Genomic DNA, 17,173 nt, shown 5'->3' with positions numbered 1-17,173 from the left:
GTCAGGCTCCGTTCGACGAAAGCGCGCCGCGCACGACGACGGCGTTCGGGGAGGCGTACGCGTCGGGCGACGCCAGGGGGTCCGCGGCGAACACCGCGACGTCGGCACGCCTGCCCGCGACGAGTTGGCCGCACGGCTCGGCCAGCAGCGCCGCGCCGGCGCCGGTCAACGCGCGCAGCACGGCCGGCGCGGGAACGCCCGCCCCGGCCAGCAGGACCGCGAGTTCGGCCAGACCACCGCCGTGCGGGTTGAACGTGGTCCCCGCGTCGGTCCCCGCCACGACCGGGATGCCGCGCCGCGCCGCCAGGGCGAGGGCGGCCCGCTCGTGCGGCTCGTGGTCGAGGATCTTGGCCAGGGTGTCCGGCCGGGCGCGGTCGCGGTCCGGTGCGGTGGTGAACCGCGTGGTCGCGACCAGGGTGCACACCAGGGCGACGGACCCCCGCGTCACCGTTTCGGCCAACCGGTCGTCCAGGTAGGAGAAGTGCTCGACGGAGTCGACGGCCGCGTGCACCGCGTGGGCGATGCCCTCGGCACCGTGGGCGTGCGCGGCGACGCGGATGCCCAACCGCCGGCAGGCCGTGACCACGGCGGCCAGTTCCCGGGGCGTCATCTGCGGCGCGCCCGGCCGGGTGCCGGACGTGATGACCCCACCGGTGGCGAACAGCTTCACCCAGCGCGCGCCGAGTTCGGCCGCGGCCTCCACCTCGTGGACGAACTCCTCCGGCGTGCGGGCGTGCGCGGCCAGGAAGTTGCCGTGCCCGTCCGGGTGGCCGATCGCGGCGGCGGCGACGACCGTCGGCACGTCGGGACCGGTCGGCGGGTGGCGCAACGCGAGGTGGCCGGGCGAGCCGAGGTCGCGCACGGTGGTGACCCCCGACGCGACGTGGCGGCGGGCGTTCGCGGCCATGGTGGCACGCAGGTCGTCCTCGTCGCGGCCGGCCAGCTCCGCGACGACGTCCGCACCGCCGTCCATCGCCAGGTGCACGTGGCAGTCGACCAGGCCGGGCACGGCGACCCCGGCGAACCGGGGCAGCCGCACCGGCGCGGGACCCGAGCCGATCCCGGCGATGCGCGGGCCGTCGAACAGCAGCCACGCGTCGTCGACCGGCGTGAACCGGGGACCGACCAACGCCCGGTCGACGCGGATTCCGGGCAACGCGGTCATGTCCGCACCCTTTCGTGGATCTCGGTCATCAGCCGGCGCGCGACCGCGACGAAATCGGCACGCCGGGGCACGTGGTCGAGCGCGATCTCCCGCCACGACCGCTCCAGTGCCGGGACGTACCCGGTGTAGCCGAAGCGCTCGACGGCCGCCTCGTACCAGGGTTGCGCGCGTTGCGCGCGGTGGGGCAGGTCGGGTCGGCGCAACCGCTCGACCTCGAAGCGGCGCACGCGCGCGCTGTGCCGCCACCGCAGCAACGCGCGGGCGGCGTCCCGGTCGCGGCACCACGTCGTGACGGCCAGGCCCTCCGCGTACAGGAACTGCGCCGGGGCGACCGGTCCGGTGACGGTCGTGTAGCCGACGCGCCCGCGCACCGCGGAGCCCTCGGCTTCCAGGAAGGGCGCCCAGGCGCTGGTGTCGAACAGCTGGACGGCGCCGCCCGCGGCCATCCGCGTGCCCAGCCGGGCGTAGTCGTCGGCGCCGGTCGCCGACCGCGCCAGGACGTCGAGGAGTTCCGCCGGCGGTGCCGCGTCGGGCTCGCCCGCGTCGGGCAGGAGCCGTTCGCCGTTCGCCCACGCCCAGCCGAGGTGCCCGGCCAACGACGAGAAGTCCGGGCCGGTGCGCATCAGCAGTCCAGCGCGGTCGGGCCGGCCGAGGTCGCGGGCGATCCGCAGGACGTCGTCCGTCGTGCGCGGCGCGTCGGTCAAGTCCTCGCGGTAGCACAACATCCCGCCGCACAGGGTGTGCGGCACGGCCAGCGGCGTGCCGTCCACCGACAACGCCGCGACCGCGGTGGGCTCGAACTCCCCGAGGTCCACGGCGTCCGGGACCGGCTCGACCAACCCGCGCCGCGCGACCTCCTCCGCGTACCAGAACGGCAGCGTGACCACGTCCGGCCGGACCTCGCCGCCGACCAGCAGGTCGTGCGCGGCGGACTCGGGCACCGCCGCCACGTCCAGCTCCACGCCGGTCTCGGCGGTGAACTCCGCGCCGAGGCGCTGGACCACCTCGACGGTGTGCCCCTCCTTGAGCCAGACCGACAACCTCACCGCACCGCACCCCCGGACAGGCCGGTGGTCAGCCACTTGCGCACGATCAGGCCGAACACCATCGGCGGCAGCACGCCCAGCGCGCTGGCGCTGAACATCGAGCCCCAGTCGACCTGGAAAGCGCCGAAGTAGCCGGGGATCGCGGTCGGGAAGGTGGCGGCCGAGGACCGGGTGAGGATGAAGGCGTAGAAGAACTCGTTCCAGGTGAAGATGAACACCAGGATCGCGGTGGCGATGAGGCCGGGTCGCACCATGCCGAGCGAGATGCGGGTGAACACGCCCCAGTTGCCGAGCCCGTCGAGCTGCCCGGCCTCCTCCACCTCGGCCGGGATGTCCAGGAAGAAGCCGTGCATCATCCAGATCCCGAAGGCCAGGCTGTAGAACGTGTACACCAGCACGATGCCCACGTGCGTGTCGATGAGCTTGACGTTCGCCGCGAGCAGGTAGATCGGCAGGGCGAACACCACGGCCGGCCCCATGCGGGTGGACAGCACGAAGAACAGGAACCGCTCCCGGCTCCGGCTGCGCAGCCGGGCCAGGGCGTGCCCGGCCAGCGCGGACAGCACCACCACGATGACGGTGACCACCACGCTCACCCCGAGGCTGTTGAGCAGCTTGCCGGGGAAGTCGCTGCGCAGCACGCCGAGCAGGGATTCCCAGTACGGGGCGGAGAACCAGTCGATCGGCATCTCGCGGTAGTCCGCGGGCGCGGTCAGCGCGATCCGCAGCATCACCAGCAGCGGCATGACGAACACCGCCGCGATGAGGACCATGAGCACGCCGCCCGCGGTCCGGAACAGGGTGCGCCTCATCGGCCGACTCCTTCCACCGCGCGGAACCGCTTGACCAGCACGGTGCTCATCAGGGAGATCAGCACCAGCATCACCAGGCCGACGGCGGCGGCGTAACCGACCTCGTAGTAGTTGAAGGCGTAGCGCCACAGGTAGATCGGGAGGGTTTCCGACGACGTGCCGGGACCGCCCGCGGTCATGATGAAGATCTTGTCGAACTCGCGGAAGCTGTCCATGAGCCGCACCAGCACCACCACCGCGAGCAGCGGCCGCAACTGGGGCAGCACGATGTGGAAGAACTCACGCACCGGGCCCGCGCCGTCGACCCGCGCGGCCTCCAGCGGTTCCTTGGGGATGGACTCCAGGCCGGCGAGCACCACGAGCGCCACGAACGGGATCCACTGCCAGGCGTCGACGAACGCGACCGTCGGCAGCGCGAGCGTGCTGCTCGCGAGGAACGCGATGGACGGCAACCCGACCTGCTGCAACAGGTGGTCGGCCAGGCCGCCCGAGTTCAGGATGAACCGGAACAACGCGCCGATCACCAGCGGCGTGACCACCATCGGCAGGATCATGACGGTGCGCAGGAAGGCGGTGCCCGGCAGCTTGCGCGCCATCAACGCGCCCAACAGGCAGCCGATCGGGATCGACACGGCGAGCGAGATCCCGGAGAACAACGCGGAGTGCCACAGCGCCGACCAGAAGCGGCCGTCGGACAGCAGCGCCGTGAAGTTGTCCAGGCCGACCCACTGCGCGGGCGCCAGGCTGGTCAGCCGCTTCTTCTGGAAGGCGAGCTGGACGACGTACAGCGTGGGGAAGACCAGGACGACGAGCAGGACCAGCATGGTCGGTGTCAGCGCCTGGATCAGGTACCTGCGGGTGACGCGCATCTCTCACCTCTCTCGATGCAGCCAGCGCACCGGGTTGTCGACCAGGAGTGCGCGCACCTGGGCGGTGGTCAGGCCCCGGTCCAGCAGCAGCGGTGCGAACCGGACGGGGATGTGGGTGGGGTCGCCGAAGGTGTGGCCGGCGATCTCGGCGGGGCCCCGGAACCGCTGCACGGAGTCGTGCGACAGCAGCACCCGCCCCAGCAGCCCGAGGTCGCCGAGGTGGGTGATCAGCGACGCCCAGTGCTCGTCGGTCGCCGCGTGGTGGCCGATCCGGTCCAGGCCGACGAAGGCGCCGCGCCGCGCGATCTCCTCGGCGTACCCGGCGGGCTCGCCGTGCGAGCCGACGTGGGAGACCAGGACCCGTTCCAGGGGAACGCCTTCGCGCTCGTAGACGTCCAGTGCTTCCAGGCCCATGCCGCCACTGGTGTGGCTGACGATGCGGGCTCCGGTGCGCAACGACGCCCTGGCCGCCGCGCGCAGGACGACGTGCTCGGCGTCGGTGATGCGACCGGCGCTGGTGGCGGCCTTGACCACCGCCTGCCCCGGTCCGCCCAGCGGACCCCGCACCTCGTCGGCGAAGTAACGCGCCAGTCCCTCCACATCGGACGCCGCCACCAGGCCGGGCAGCGGGGACCACTGCTCGCAGAACGAGCCCGTGGCGGCGTACACCTCGACCCCGGCGGCCTCACCGGCGGCCCGCAGCTCGTCGACCCGCCGGCCGTAGCCGGGTGGCGTGCAGTCGACGACGGCCGCGCAGCCCAGGGCGGCGAGGTCGCGCAGCACGCGGACGGCGTCGGCACGCAGCGCCTCGTCCCAGTCGGCCGCGCCGCCGTCCTTCTGCGCGTAGTCGATGGACAGGTGTTCGTGGACCAGGACGAAACCGTCGATGCGGAGGTCAGCCATGGTGACCGCCCGCGAACGAGTTGCCGTAGTCGAACGTGGCGGTGAGCCCGCCGTCGACGGTCCACACCGCGCCCGTCACCCCGGTGGAGGCGGGACCGGCCAGGAACGAGATCACCTCGGCCACCTCGCCGGCGGTCAGCAGCCGACCGATCGGGTGGCGGCGCACCAGCGCGGCACGCGCGTCGTCGCCGTCCGGCAGGGCGTCGAAGTGCCTGGCGAGCAACGCGGTGTCGGTGGAACCAGGGCACACGCAGTTGACGCGCACGCCGCTCGGCGCCAGCTCGGTGGCGAGGGCGCGGGTGAGCGACACGACCGCGCCCTTGGAGGCGACGTAACCCGTGGCGGCGTCCTGCCCGACGAGCGCGGACACCGATGCCACGTTCACCACGCTCCCGCCACCGGACAACAGGTCCGCGAACGCCTTCGTGCCGAGGAACACCGACAGCACGTTGACGTCGAGCACGGCGCGGAACTCCGCCGCGCCCATCTCCCGCATCGGCTTGACGACCGCGACGCCCGCGTTGTGCACCAGGGCGTCCAGGCGGCCGTACTCGGCGGACACGCCGGCCGCGAGCCCTGCCCACTGCCCCTCGTCGGTGACGTCCAGCCCGACCGGCACGCAGCCGAGCGCGACCACCTCGTCCAGCGACGCCGAGGGCAGGTCGGCGACCAGGACGGTGTCCTGCCGCGCCCGCGCCAGCCGGGCCACCTCGGTGCCGATACCACCCGCGGCGCCGGTCACCAGCACGACCCGACCCGGTTGCGCTACCACGTCCGAACCTCCTCGATCAGCTCGTCGCCCAGACCGGCCGCGGCGCTGAACGCCCCGAGGTCGGCCGGGGCCGGGTCCTCGCCGAGCGTCTCCTTCAGCCCGCCGCCGGTCAGCACGCACACCGCACGCGCGCCCGGCACCCCGTCCCGCCGCCACAACGCCGGTGCGGCGCAGGAGGACAGCTCGACGTCCAGGCCGTCGTACCGGGCGAGGTCGGCCCGCATCCGGGCCATCTCGTGGTCGTCCACGGCGGCGGCCACTCCCCCGCTGTCCCGCACCGCGCGCAACGTCAGGTCGGCCTCGGCCGCGTACCCCGCCAGCCGGTCCGCGATGGCGTGCGCGCGGGTGTCGACGGCGCCCGCCCAGGGCGCGACGTGCCGCGCGCCGGCGGCGAACGCCTCGGCGATGGGCGCGCACCCGGCGGCCTGCGCCGCCCAGAGGGCCGGTGTGCCGGACATCCCCGCCGCGGTGCCGACCAGCACCGGACCGACGCTGACCGGCGCCACGAGGTGCGTGACCCCGTCGCCGGCCTGGTCGCCGATCTCGCGGCCGATGTCCCGGCACGCCCACTCGCAGCCGGGCGCGGCGAACGTCGAGGCGAGGTTGGCCAGCGGGAACCGGGCGGCCAGCTCGCCGGCCCGCCGGTGCGCGGCGCTCGGGTCGTCACCGACCCGCACCAGCGCCGCGCCGCGCAGCAGCGCGGGTGCGAGCCGGGACGCGGGCACGCCGTCGGGCACGAGCACCAGCAGCGGCAGCCCGGCACGGGCGCAGGCCGCCGCGGCGGCGACCGCGGCGTTGCCGGAGGAGGCGACCACGGCGGCCCGGTAGCCCGCCGTGACGGCCTGGGCGACCAGCACCGCCATCACCCGGTCCTTGAACGACCCCGTGGGCTGGACGGTCTCCAGCTTGAGCAGCACGCCCTCCAGGCCGGGTGCCCGGCTGGCCACCAGCGGGCTCACCACGGACGTGGACACCGGTGGCGTGCGCTCGACGACGAGGAGCACACCACCGCAGCGCGGGCAGGCTCCGGTGAACACGGCGGCGCGCGCGCCGCAGTCCGCGCAGGCGGACTCCGGCAGCGGTGCGGCGGCGATCACGTGATCATCTCCAGGGGTGCGGGACGGCCGAGCCGGCGGCCGTCGTGGATCACCGGCGCGCCCGCGAGGAACGAGTGCGCGACGGCGTCCGGTGTGGACGGTCCGGCCTCCGGGCCGGCGGACAGGCGGGCGGGGTCGAGCACCAGCACGTCGGCGGGCGCGCCCCTGGTGAGGGTGCCGCCGGGCAGGCCGAGCACGGCGGCGGTGCGGCCGGTCATCTTGGCCACCATCGCGGGCACGCCGACGGGGATCACGCCGTCGCGGGCCCAGGCGAGGAAGCGGAGGAACGACCAGGCGGCGCGGGGGTGCGGCGGGTGGTCGCCGGCGAGCAGGCCGTCCGACCCGACCACGTGCCGCGGGTGCGCCGCGACGCGCAGGACGTTGTCCCGGTGCCCCTGGCGGGCCAGGGCGAAGCAGTCCAGACCGGTCTCGGCCGCGACGGCGGCCACGACCTCGCCCGGGGTGGTCGCCAACGCCCGCGCGGCCTCCGCGACCGGGACGCCACCGCTGCCCCGCGACACCTCCGGGCGGCGCGGCACGAGCACGATGCCGTCCCAGCCGACCGCGAACGTCGCGCCGGGACCGAGCGCGTCCAGGTCGGCCACGAGCCGTCGGCGCGCGGTGCCACCGGCCAGGATGCGTCGCCGTGCGACGTGGTCCGCCGCCTGGAACCACTCCGGCAACGCGGAGAGCAGTGTCGTGCACCCGGTTTCGTACGGGTAGGAGTCCAGCGTCACCCCGTCGTCCAGCCGACGCAGGTGGGTCGCGGCCGACCCGGCCCGGCCGGGGCCGGAGACGTGGAAGTGCGACAGGTGCAGGGAAGCGTCGGCGGCGCGGGCGATCGCGACCACCTCGTCGACGGCGTCGGCGAAACCCGCGCCGTAGTCGCGCAGGTGCACCGCGAACCGCCGGCGGTCCCGGGGCAGCGCGGACAGCGGCGCCACCAGTTCGTCGCCGTCCGCCCAGCGCGCGGGCGGGTAGCTCAGGCCGGTGGACAGGCCCACGACCCCGTCGGTCAGCTCCGCCCGCGCGAGGGCGGCGAGCCGGGCCCGCTCCGCCTCGTCGGCGGGCCGGCCCGGTTCGACGCCGACCGCCGCGCGCAGGCACGAGTGCGGCAGCAGCGCGGCGACCCGGGCGAAGCCGGCCCGCCGGGTGGCGGCGAGGTACCCGGCCGCGGTGGCGTGGGTGTGCGTCACCGCGGCCGGTCCGGCGAGCGTGGTGAGGCTCTCCGCGACGGCGTCGAGGGTCGGGCCGACCACCGGGAAGAGGCCGAAGCCGTCCTGGCCGACCACCTCGGTGGTGATGCCGGCCCGCGCTCGCAGGGCCATGCCGTCACCGGTCAGCGCCGCGAGGTCGGCGTGGCTGTGCGCGTCGATGAAACCGGGGGTCACCCACGCGCCCGCCGCGTCCACGACGTGACCGGGCTCGTCCACCCGGTCCGCCACGTCGGCCACCACGCCGTCGCGCAGCAGCACGTCGGCCCGCCTGCCCGGTCGGCCGGTGCCGTCGAACACCGTGCCGCCCTTGATGAGCACCGTCGTCATGGCTGTTCTCTCAACGGTTGTTCCGCATGATCTCGGCGAGGGTGGCCTGGCTGTCCTTCAACGCGCCCTCGACCGCGGTGGAGCCCGTGATGGCGCGGGAGACGTTCTGGCAGAACGTGTCGCCGATCTGGGCGAACTGCGCGTAGAACGGCCAGTGCTCGGCGGTGGCCGCCTCCCACGACTTCGGCAGGATCTCGGTGAACGCCACGACGTTGTGCTCCCGCGCGTACTTCTTGTACTCGTCGCTGCCGAGCACGTGCAGGTTCGGCACGTCGGTGCGGCCGAGTTGCGTCAGTTCCTTCGTGGTGGTCTCCCGCGACATCCGCCACTGGAGGAACAGCCACGCCGCGTTCTTGTGCTCGGACGTCGCGGTGACCGCCAGGCCCTCGTTGTAGAGCCACTGCAACTTCTTGCCCTCGGGACCGGTCGGCAGGGTGTAGCCGACCTTGCCGGCCACCTTGGACTGCGCGGGGTCCTCGAAGATCGTGCCGAAACCGGAGGTGTCGAACATCATCGCGGCGCGTCCGGAGGAGAACTTCTCCCCCGCCTGCGTGAAGTCGAGCGACGCCGCGTCCGTGGGGCCGTAGTCCCGCATCAGCGTCACGAAGTCCTGCATGGCATGGGCCATCTTCGGGTCGTCGGCGTGCGGTTGGCCGTTGCCATCCATCAGGACCGCGCCGTACCCGTAAGCCCAACCCAACTGCGTGCCCAGGCTCGCGAACGACGACGCGCCACGCGCGACGAACGGCACCATGTCGGGTTCGGCCTGCTTCAGGGCTTTCGCCGCGGCAAGGATCTCGTCCGTGGTCGTCGGCGGCTGGATGCCGTGCCGTTCCAGGACATCGGCGCGGTAGTAGAACAACCCGCCGATGATGGTGTGGGGCAGTGCGTAGAGCTTGCCGTCCACGGACATCGAGTCCAGCGCGCCGCCGGGGATGTCCTCCTTGTGCAGCCAGGGGTCCTTGGCCTGCTCCAGGTACGGGTCGAGCGGTTCCAGCCACCCCGCCTCGGTGAACTCGGGCAGGTTCCAGAACGACGCGGAGGTCACGTCGTAGGTGCCGGTCCGCGAGGTCATGTCCAGCGCCAGCTTCTGCCGGGCGGTCGACTCGTCGTAGACCTCCAGCTCGACGTCGATGCCGGTGGCGGCCTCGAAGTCCGGCAGGAACTCCTGGATCGCGTTGATCTCGTAGCCCTCCTTCAGGAGGACCCGGATCTGCTGGCCCTTGAAGGACTCCCGCCCGCCCTGGGGCGCGGTCTCACCGCCGGTGCCGCCGCACGCCGCCAGCAGTGCCGCCGCGGCGGTCGCCGTCACGAGGGACCGCAGCGCTCTACCGCGTGTTGCCATGCCGTCCACCACTCTTCCCGATAGCGTTGCTTATCATGCAACACTCGTTGCGCATCGAGCGGTGCTCACGATTACACCCGCATTTGGCGGTGTCAAGAGCTATCGAACAGCGGCCTTTTGGCGTAACAACAAGCCCGGCGAACCCGGTTTTCCACCACGCGGGCTTACGCTAAAAGCACCGTAACACCAGCGTTCACCTGCTGTGTTGCTTATCAAGCAACGGTCGTTGCTTGATGCGCTTCGTGATGGCATAGTTTCGCATCGAGGCCGGTGCCGCACGCGCGGTGCTCGCCCCCTCGACGTCTCGAACCCGCCGACATCGGTCGGCCGTGGCCGGTCCCAGCAGAAGGGCTTCTCCAGTGGTGGATCCGCAGGTCGTCTGCGTCGGCGAGACCATGGCGATGTTCATCCCCCACGAAGGGCGACTGGAGTCCGCCGAGCTGTTCCTGCGCACCGCGGGCGGCGCGGAGTCCAACGTGGCCTCCTACCTGGCCCGCCTGGACGTGCCGGTCGGGTGGATGAGCCGGGTCGGCGACGACCCGCTCGGCCGGGCGCTGGTGGCGGCGGTCCGCGAGTCCGGAGTGGACGTCAGCGGCGTGGTCGTGGACCCCGAGCACCCGACCGGCGTCTTCTTCAAGGACATCGGCCCGGCGGGGACCCGGGTCTACTACTACCGCCGCGACTCGGCCGCGGGCGGGATGTCGCCGGAGTTCGCCGACGCCGTGCTGCGCCGCGCACCCCGGCTGCTGCACCTGACCGGCATCACCCCGGCCATCTCCACCGGGTGCCGGGAGCTGGTCCGGGCGCTGCTGGCCCGCAAGCCCGCGGCCGGCCTGGTGTCCTTCGACGTCAACTGGCGGCCGTCGCTGTGGCGCGAACCGGCGGGCGACCTCCTGCGCGACCTCGCGCGGCAGGCCGACGTCGTCCTGGTCGGCGCGGACGAGGCCCTCGACCTGTGGGGCACCGCCGATCCCGCCGAGGTCCGGCGGCTGCTGCCCGAGCCCCGCTGGCTGGTCGTCAAGCAGGGCGCGGACCCGGTGACCGTGTTCTCCCCGACCGGTGTCGACGTCGTGCCCGGCCTGCGGGTGGACGTCCGCGAGGTCACCGGCGCGGGCGACGCCTTCGCCGCCGGGTTCCTCGCGGGCCTGCTGCGGTCGCGCGATACGGTGCGCTCCGCGCGACTCGGTCACCTCGTGGCGGCCAGCGCGCTCAGCGTGGTCGGCGACGTGGGTGAACTGCCGCCGATCTCCGAGCTGTGGGAGCTGGCCGCGCTTCACCCCTCCGTCTGGCAACGGTTGCGCGTCCGCGGTGGAACCGTCGTCGAAGAGGTGGCTTCATGATCAAGAGTCTTGAGAAGGCGATGATCCTCCTCCAGGAGATCACCAAGGAGCCGCAGAGCCTCCGGACGCTCAGCGAAACCCTCCAGGTGCACAAGTCGACCGTGCTGCGGCTGCTCCAGACGCTGGAGGAGTTCGGCATGGTCGAGCGCGACGAGGAGTTGCGCTACCGGCTGGGCAGTGCCTTCTACGCCATGGCCTACCAGGCGCTGGAGGGGCTCGACCTGCGCAAGGTCGCCGCCCCGGTGCTGCGCGACCTCAACGCGCGCACCAACCTGACGGTCCACCTGGCGGTGCTCCAGGGCGACAAGGTGGTCTACATCGACAAGTACGAGGGCATGCAGCAGGTGCAGATGTACTCCCGCATCGGGCTGCCCGTCCCGATGAGCAGCGCCGGTGTCGCCAAGGCGATCCTGGCGCACGTGCCCGAGCCGGTGCGGGACGCGGTGCTGCGCCGGATCGAGTTCAACGGCGTCACCGAGACCAGCATCCGGTCGGTCCAGCGCTACGTCGAGGTCCTGGAAGAGGTGCGGCGCAACGGTTACGCCGTGGACCGCGGCGAGCTGGAGCCGTTCATCCACTGCGTGGCCATGCCGATCCTGAGCATGGACGGCGCGCCCGTCGGCGCGGTGTCCATCACCGCGACCACGTCCTCGCACACGTTCGAGCAGCTCACCGCACTGCTGCCGGACCTCGCGCAGGCCACCCGGACCATCTCCAGAACCCTGGGAGGGGAAGCATGAGCGAGTTCTTCGAGCGCGGTCTCGCGCGGGTGCCGGTGATCGCCATCCTGCGCGGCCTGGGTCCCGAGACCACGGTGGAGCGCGCCCGGATGTGCTGGGCGGCGGGCGTCGAGCTGGTCGAGGTCCCCGTGCAGGGACCGGTCGACGCCGAATCGCTGACCGCCACCGTCGAGGCGGCCGGCGACCGGCCGGTCGGCGCGGGCACCGTCCTGACCGCCGCGCAGGCGGAAACCGCGCTGGGCCTGGGCGCCCGCTTCCTGGTCGCGCCGTCGGTCAGCGCCCGCGTCGCCGCCGTCGCCGCCGGTGCCGACTGCCCCTACCTGCCCGGCGTCGCCACGCCCACGGAGACCGCGGACGCGCTCGAACTCGGCCTCACCTGGATGAAGGCGTTCCCGGCGGGCTCGCTGGCCGCCGACTGGTACGCGGCGATGAGCGCGCCGTTCCCCACCGCCCGGTTCGTCGCCGTGGGCGGCGTCAACGCCGCCAACAGCCGCGCGCACCTGGACCGCGGCGCGGCGGCGGTCGGCGTCGGCAGCGGCCTCGGCGCGGCGGCGGAGATCTCCGCACTGGTCGCCTCCTGCGACCGCTGACCCGAGAGGACCCCCGATGACCGAAGCCGTCCGCCGCCGACTCGAAGAACTGGGCGTCGACCTGCCCGCCCTCCCGGAACCCCGCTTCGCCTACCTGCCGGGCGTGATCACCAACGGCCCGCTGGTGTTCGTGTCCGGTCAGACCCCCACCGTGGACGGCGTCCCGGTCGTCACCGGCCGGTGCGGCGCGGAGGTGAGCACCGAGCAGGCGGCGTTGGCCGCACGCCTGGTCGCGGTGAACCTGCTCGCCGAACTCGACCACGTCGCCGGTCTGGAGAACATCAGCCGGATCGTGAAGGTCACCGGCTACGTCGCCTCGACCAACGGTTTCATCGAGCAGCCGCGCGTGGTCGACGGCGCGTCGGAACTGCTCGCCGAGGTGTTCGGCGACATCGGCCGGCACGCGCGGGCCGCCATCGGCGTCGCGCTGCTGCCGGGCAACGCGCCGGTCGAGGTCGAACTCGTCGCCGAACTCCGGCAACCCTGACCAGCGGTCCGGTCGGCGGCACGCGCCCCAAACCCGCCGACCGGGCCGCATCCCACTCGGCTCAAGGACGTCGCGGGTGGTTCTCCAGCGCGGTGGCGGTGGCGTCGAGGACGTGGGCGATGTCGTCGCGGGACACCTCGACGGTTCCCGTCCGCTCGCCGACGCCGGGCACGGCGCTGTGGAGTTCGTACCCGATGCCGGTCGGCAGCAGTTCGGCGGTGACGTGGTCCGTGGTGGGTCCCCAGTCCAGGAAGTCCGCCCCGCGGTCGAGGGTTCGCAGGGTGCTGCGCAACGAGTGCGCGAACTGGGGGACGTAGACCTCGTTGTCCACCGGGGAGACGTTGTGGCCGTCGACCCAGGCGGTGCAGATCCGCAGGGAGCCGTCCGGGTCGACCGGTCCCAGCTCGACGGCGAACACGGCGCGATCACCGAACAGCAGGTCGTGCCGACGCCACCGGAAGACGCCGAGATCGGCGTCCAGCGTCGTTTCACAGGCGTCCAGGACCGCACGGGTCTCCGCGATGTCGAGCACCCCCTCCTCGGGCATACCGGTGTACCCGTGGGAGACGAGGGTTTCGCGCAACGCGGCGAAGTCCGGCTCGCGGTCCGGGTAGGTCGTGTTGATCCCGAGGTTGCGCAACTCGGGCACGTACGCCGACGTCCGGGCGTGCCCCAGCACCACCCCGGCGAGGGTGATCCGCGCGGGTCGGCGGTAACCGCCGTGGTGGTCGGCCGGTCCGAGGTCCACCGCGAACCGGGAGGGCGTGCCGTAGGAGCGCGAGGAGTCGCGTGCCAGGAGGTCCAGCAACCACGACGCCGCCGCCCGGTGGTCGTGGGAATCCCCGGCGAGCAGGGTTCGCAGGTCGTCATGACCGCCTGGCTCCTCACCGGCGTGACGCAGCAGCGCGTCCGCGCTGCACCGCCGCACCAGGTGGTCGTCGTCCGTCACCCCGCGGTGCAACGCACCCAGCGCCTGCGGCGTCGCGTGCGCGGAACCCAGGGCGGTCGCCGCGGCCGCGCGTGCCGACGCGTTCCCGGTGCCGGTCAACACGGCGGCGACCTCCGCGATGCACGCCTCGTCACCGGTGAAGAAGTGCAACGCCAGTCCCACCTGCACGCGGAAGTGGCCGTTCGCCGCGGGCAGCACCGACCGCAGCCGGTCCGCCGCGTCGGCGGGCGCGTGGTCGAGTTCGCCGAGCACGCGCAGTGCCCGCGCCGCGCGTTCGTCGTGCGCCGCCAGACCCGCGCCGATCAGGTCGTGCACACGTCCCGCGTCGCGTTCGACGGCACGGCCGAGGCCCGCCGGGTCCACCTCGTCGTGTCCGGCATCGCGCGGATCGCCGAACACGTCACGCCTGAACCGCTCCCAAGTGGTCGCCACCGGCACAAGTTACGACGTGACCGCTCCCGGTGGCGGGCAACCGCTGGGCGCGTTGGCGGAGCCCGGCGGTACGCTGCTCCGCGCCGGCAGCGGGAGGTCACGTCGTGCGGTTCGCGGTCCTGGGGCCGTTGCGGGTCGAGCGCGCCGGCGTCGACATCGCGGTCGGTGGGCCGCGGCAGCGGGACCTGCTGGTGCTGCTGCTGTTGCGCGCGAACCGGGTGCTCACGGCCGACTGGCTCGCCGACGCCCTGTGGGACGGCAGGCCGCCCGCCGGCGCCGCCGTCACCCTCCGGTCCCACGTGGCCGGCCTGCGGCGGGTCCTGGAACCCGAGCGCGGCCACCGCGTGCCCGCCGAACTGCTGCGCGGCCACACCGGCGGCTACGAGTTGGCCGTGCCGCCGGACGCCGTGGACGCCGTCCGCTTCACCACGCTCGCCGACGACGCGGCAGCGGCGATGGCCGCCGGTGACACCGCCCTGGCCGAGCACCGCTACCGCGAAGCCCTCGGGCTGTGGCGGGGTGACGTGGCGGTCGACCTCGCCGCCGTGCGTGCCGATGTCGAGGGCTTGGCCGGAACACGCCTGGAGGTCGAGGAAGGGCTCGCCACGGCGGCCGTGGCGCTCGGCAGGCACCACGAGGTGCTGCCCGCCCTGAGGCGCTTCGTGACCGAACACCCGGAGCGCGAGCACGCGCGTGGCCAACTGATGCTCGCCCTGTACCGCGCGGGACGGCAGGCCGAGGCGCTGGAGGTCTACGACGAAGGCCGGCGCGTGCTCCGCGACGAGCACGGCGTGCCGCCCGGTGAGCCGTTGCGCCTGCTGCACCAACGCATCCTCGCCCAGGACGTGCCCGCCGCCGCGCCGCCCGTCCGCGTGGCCCCGCGACCCGCCGGAGGCCGGGCCGGGGTGCGGCTCGTCGGCCGGGAACGCGAACTCGCCCTGCTCGACGGAGTGCTGGACGCGGCCCGGCACGCGGGTGGGCGGTTCGCGGCGGTGGTCGGCGAGGCCGGTATCGGGAAGACCAGCCTGGCGCGGGCCGTCGGGGCCCGTGCCGCGGCGGCCGGCACGCCCGTCGTGTGGGCGCGGTGCCCGGACATCGGGCAGACGCCGCCGTTCTGGCTGTGGACGCAGGTGGTGCGCGCGTTGTCGCCCGACGGCGTGGCACCCGCGCTGGCGGGTTTCACCGGCCCGTTCGCGGCGGGCCACGCGGACCGCGTCGACCCGGCCGCCCGCTTCCGCGCCTACGAGGCCGTGGCCGCGCTCGTCCACACCGCGTCCGCCGACGCGGGGCTGGTGCTGGTCCTGGACGACCTGCACGCCGCCGACCCGGATTCGCTGCTGCTCCTGCGCTACCTGGCGCCCACCCTGCACACGTCCCGGGCGCTGGTGGTCGCGACGCTGCGGCCCTACGCGCACGAACCGGACGTGGTGGCCGCGCTCGCCGACGTGGCGCGCTCACCCGGGCACCGCCGCGTGCACCCCGCCGGGCTCGACGCGGAAGCGGTGGCCGACCTGGTGCGCGAGCACACCGGTGGCACGCCGTCCGCCGCCGACGTGGCCCGGCTGGTCACCCGCACCGGCGGCAACCCGTTCTTCCTCACCGAGCTGCTGACCTCGCCGGAGGACCCGCCGCCGGGCGTCCGCGACACCGTGCGCCGCCGCCTGCACGCGCTCGACGCGGACACCCGCGACTGCCTGGACCTGCTCAGCGTCGCGGGCCGGGACCTCGACGTCGCCGTCGTGGGCAGCCCCTCGCCGGCCGCCGACCACCTGGTCACCGAGACCGCGCCGGGCGTCGTCGGGTTCCGGCACCCGTTGTTCGCGGAGGCGGCGTACGCGGACCTGTCCCCCACCCGGCGGGCCACCCTGCACGCACGCCTGGCCGACACCGCGCGGGACGTGCTGACCCCGGCCGAGCTGGCGCACCACTACGGCCGGTCGCGGAACCGGGGAGCCGACCACCTGCACTGGACGCTGGAAGCCGCCGAGGACGCCACCCGCCGCTTCGCCTTCGCCGACGCCCTGACTCACCTGGACCGGGCGGCGGACCTGCTCACCGACCCGGCGCGGGAACTGGCGACGCACCTGCGCCGCATGGCCCTGCTCCAGATCACCGTCGGCATCGGCAGCGACGCGGTGGCCGAGGCGGCTTCCCGCGCCCACGTCCTGCTGGCTCGCGCCGAGGACCGCCCCGAACTGGCCACCACCCTGTGGACGCTCGGCGAACTGGCCTGCAACCGCGCGGACTTCCCGCTCGCCGTCGACCTCTCCCACCGGCTGCTCGCCCTCGGCGGCGACCCGCTCACCAGGACCGCCGCGCACTACCTGCTCGGTGTCGCGGCGTACTTCACCGGTCGCCTGGCCGACGCCGAGGACCACCTCACCACCGCCGTGGACCACCTGGACGAACGCCTGCTGCGCGGGCAGACCGGCCGCACCCCGACGCTGGCCGTCCACGAGTTCCGCGCCCTGGTGCGGTCGCTGCGCGGGCTGGACGCCCAACCGGACCTGACCGCCGCACGAGCCCTGGCGGAACGCATCGAGGACCCGTACGGCCGGGCCAACGCCGAGCTGTTCGCCGGCTGGGCGGCGCTCCAGGAGCACGACGTGCCCGCGGTCGAACGGGCCGCCCGGGAGTGCCGCCGCATCGGCGCTCGCGGTCACATGACGCACTTCGTCACCACCGGCGACTTCTTCGCCGAGTGGGCGGCCCTGCGCCGGGGCGACGCGACCGGGCCGGGGGCCGCGCGTGCCGCCGCCGACGGCATCTACCGGTTGGGCCTGCGCGCGACCCGCACGATCACGGTCGCCGCCCTCGCCGAAGCCCTCCTCGTCACCGGTCACCACGAGCAGGCCGCCGCGCTCGCGGACGAGGGCCTGCGCACCGCGCGGGCCGTCGGCGAACACGTCCTGACCGCCGAACTGCACCGCGTGCGCGGCTTGGCGTCGGGCGACGCGCATGACCTGGACACGGGCCGCGCGATCGCCCGGCAGCAGGGCGCGCACCTGCTGTCGTCCCGCTTCCACTAACGCCTCAACACGATCTCCACAGCCCTCCGCTGCGATTCGCCGCGTCACCACAA

The 17,173-nt window shown here is 73.8% G+C and carries 15 protein-coding genes; 5 read left to right on the top strand and 10 right to left on the bottom strand.

What is annotated here, in order from left to right:
* Position 1: 1 nt before the first annotated feature.
* From KZQ38_RS29775 to KZQ38_RS29735, 9 genes are read right to left on the bottom strand one after another with little or no spacing between them, the layout of a single operon-like run.
* Entirely contained in the window at positions 2–1,165 is a 1,164-nt protein-coding gene (locus tag KZQ38_RS29775) for an amidohydrolase family protein (RefSeq protein ID WP_219446634.1), read from the bottom strand.
* Positions 1,162–2,211: an ABC transporter substrate-binding protein gene (locus tag KZQ38_RS29770; RefSeq protein ID WP_219446631.1), complete on the bottom strand. Its 1,050-nt coding sequence runs from the start codon at positions 2,209–2,211 to the stop codon at positions 1,162–1,164. The genes KZQ38_RS29775 and KZQ38_RS29770 overlap by 4 nt, the downstream gene beginning before the upstream one ends.
* The gene (locus KZQ38_RS29765) at positions 2,208–3,023 is read right to left on the bottom strand and encodes a carbohydrate ABC transporter permease (protein ID WP_219446629.1); all 816 of its coding nucleotides are present in this window, start codon (positions 3,021–3,023) and stop codon (positions 2,208–2,210) included. Before KZQ38_RS29765 ends, KZQ38_RS29770 begins: the two co-directional genes overlap by 4 nt.
* Complete coding sequence (locus tag KZQ38_RS29760) at positions 3,020–3,892, bottom strand: carbohydrate ABC transporter permease (protein WP_219446626.1); 873 nt, start codon at positions 3,890–3,892, stop codon at positions 3,020–3,022. Before KZQ38_RS29760 ends, KZQ38_RS29765 begins: the two co-directional genes overlap by 4 nt.
* Before the next feature lie 3 nt (positions 3,893–3,895).
* The gene (locus KZQ38_RS29755) at positions 3,896–4,795 is read right to left on the bottom strand and encodes a phosphotriesterase family protein (RefSeq protein ID WP_219446625.1); all 900 of its coding nucleotides are present in this window, start codon (positions 4,793–4,795) and stop codon (positions 3,896–3,898) included.
* Entirely contained in the window at positions 4,788–5,567 is a 780-nt protein-coding gene (locus tag KZQ38_RS29750) for an SDR family NAD(P)-dependent oxidoreductase (protein ID WP_219446624.1), read from the bottom strand. Before KZQ38_RS29750 ends, KZQ38_RS29755 begins: the two co-directional genes overlap by 8 nt.
* Positions 5,561–6,664 (bottom strand): pyridoxal-phosphate dependent enzyme, encoded by a 1,104-nt coding sequence (locus tag KZQ38_RS29745; protein WP_219446622.1) that lies wholly within the window; start codon positions 6,662–6,664, stop codon positions 5,561–5,563. Before KZQ38_RS29745 ends, KZQ38_RS29750 begins: the two co-directional genes overlap by 7 nt.
* Complete coding sequence (locus tag KZQ38_RS29740) at positions 6,661–8,208, bottom strand: N-acyl-D-amino-acid deacylase family protein (RefSeq protein ID WP_219446614.1); 1,548 nt, start codon at positions 8,206–8,208, stop codon at positions 6,661–6,663. Before KZQ38_RS29740 ends, KZQ38_RS29745 begins: the two co-directional genes overlap by 4 nt.
* Positions 8,209–8,218: 10 nt before the next feature.
* Positions 8,219–9,553: an ABC transporter substrate-binding protein gene (locus KZQ38_RS29735; protein ID WP_219446612.1), complete on the bottom strand. Its 1,335-nt coding sequence runs from the start codon at positions 9,551–9,553 to the stop codon at positions 8,219–8,221.
* A 359-nt stretch (positions 9,554–9,912) separates the two neighbouring features.
* Between KZQ38_RS29735 and KZQ38_RS29730 the strand changes: the two genes are divergently transcribed.
* From KZQ38_RS29730 to KZQ38_RS29715, 4 genes are read left to right on the top strand one after another with little or no spacing between them, the layout of a single operon-like run.
* Positions 9,913–10,893: a sugar kinase gene (locus KZQ38_RS29730; RefSeq protein ID WP_219446610.1), complete on the top strand. Its 981-nt coding sequence runs from the start codon at positions 9,913–9,915 to the stop codon at positions 10,891–10,893.
* Positions 10,890–11,633, top strand: coding sequence for an IclR family transcriptional regulator (locus KZQ38_RS29725; protein WP_219446608.1), 744 nt, complete (start codon positions 10,890–10,892; stop codon positions 11,631–11,633). The genes KZQ38_RS29730 and KZQ38_RS29725 overlap by 4 nt, the downstream gene beginning before the upstream one ends.
* A complete protein-coding gene (locus KZQ38_RS29720; RefSeq protein WP_219446606.1) occupies positions 11,630–12,223 on the top strand; it encodes a bifunctional 4-hydroxy-2-oxoglutarate aldolase/2-dehydro-3-deoxy-phosphogluconate aldolase in 594 nt (197 codons plus the stop codon). Before KZQ38_RS29725 ends, KZQ38_RS29720 begins: the two co-directional genes overlap by 4 nt.
* 16 nt (positions 12,224–12,239) lie before the next feature.
* Positions 12,240–12,710, top strand: coding sequence for a RidA family protein (locus KZQ38_RS29715; protein ID WP_219446604.1), 471 nt, complete (start codon positions 12,240–12,242; stop codon positions 12,708–12,710).
* A gap of 61 nt (positions 12,711–12,771) precedes the next feature.
* On the opposite strand, the gene KZQ38_RS29710 is transcribed toward KZQ38_RS29715, so the two are convergent.
* Entirely contained in the window at positions 12,772–14,091 is a 1,320-nt protein-coding gene (locus KZQ38_RS29710; protein WP_219446602.1) for a HEAT repeat domain-containing protein, read from the bottom strand.
* A gap of 104 nt (positions 14,092–14,195) precedes the next feature.
* Between KZQ38_RS29710 and KZQ38_RS29705 the strand changes: the two genes are divergently transcribed.
* Positions 14,196–17,120: an ATP-binding protein gene (locus KZQ38_RS29705; RefSeq protein ID WP_308258654.1), complete on the top strand. Its 2,925-nt coding sequence runs from the start codon at positions 14,196–14,198 to the stop codon at positions 17,118–17,120.
* The last annotated feature ends 53 nt before the right edge of the window (positions 17,121–17,173 follow it).

The sequence above is a fragment of the Saccharothrix obliqua genome (assembly GCF_019375475.1).
Taxonomy (GTDB): Bacteria; Actinomycetota; Actinomycetes; order Mycobacteriales; family Pseudonocardiaceae; genus Actinosynnema; species Actinosynnema obliqua.
The sequence above is the reverse complement of the archived record's forward strand: the minus strand, read 5'-3'. Positions and strand labels throughout refer to the sequence as shown.

Coding starts and splice junctions, on each gene's coding strand:
- KZQ38_RS29775 (WP_219446634.1), bottom strand. CDS start 1,165: ATGACCGCGTTGCCCGGAATCCGCGTCGACCGGGCGTTGGTCGGTCCC.
- KZQ38_RS29725 (WP_219446608.1), top strand. CDS start 10,890: ATGATCAAGAGTCTTGAGAAGGCGATGATCCTCCTCCAGGAGATCACC.
- KZQ38_RS29760 (WP_219446626.1), bottom strand. CDS start 3,892: ATGCGCGTCACCCGCAGGTACCTGATCCAGGCGCTGACACCGACCATG.
- KZQ38_RS29715 (WP_219446604.1), top strand. CDS start 12,240: ATGACCGAAGCCGTCCGCCGCCGACTCGAAGAACTGGGCGTCGACCTG.
- KZQ38_RS29740 (WP_219446614.1), bottom strand. CDS start 8,208: ATGACGACGGTGCTCATCAAGGGCGGCACGGTGTTCGACGGCACCGGC.
- KZQ38_RS29735 (WP_219446612.1), bottom strand. CDS start 9,553: ATGGCAACACGCGGTAGAGCGCTGCGGTCCCTCGTGACGGCGACCGCC.
- KZQ38_RS29765 (WP_219446629.1), bottom strand. CDS start 3,023: ATGAGGCGCACCCTGTTCCGGACCGCGGGCGGCGTGCTCATGGTCCTC.
- KZQ38_RS29755 (WP_219446625.1), bottom strand. CDS start 4,795: ATGGCTGACCTCCGCATCGACGGTTTCGTCCTGGTCCACGAACACCTG.
- KZQ38_RS29720 (WP_219446606.1), top strand. CDS start 11,630: ATGAGCGAGTTCTTCGAGCGCGGTCTCGCGCGGGTGCCGGTGATCGCC.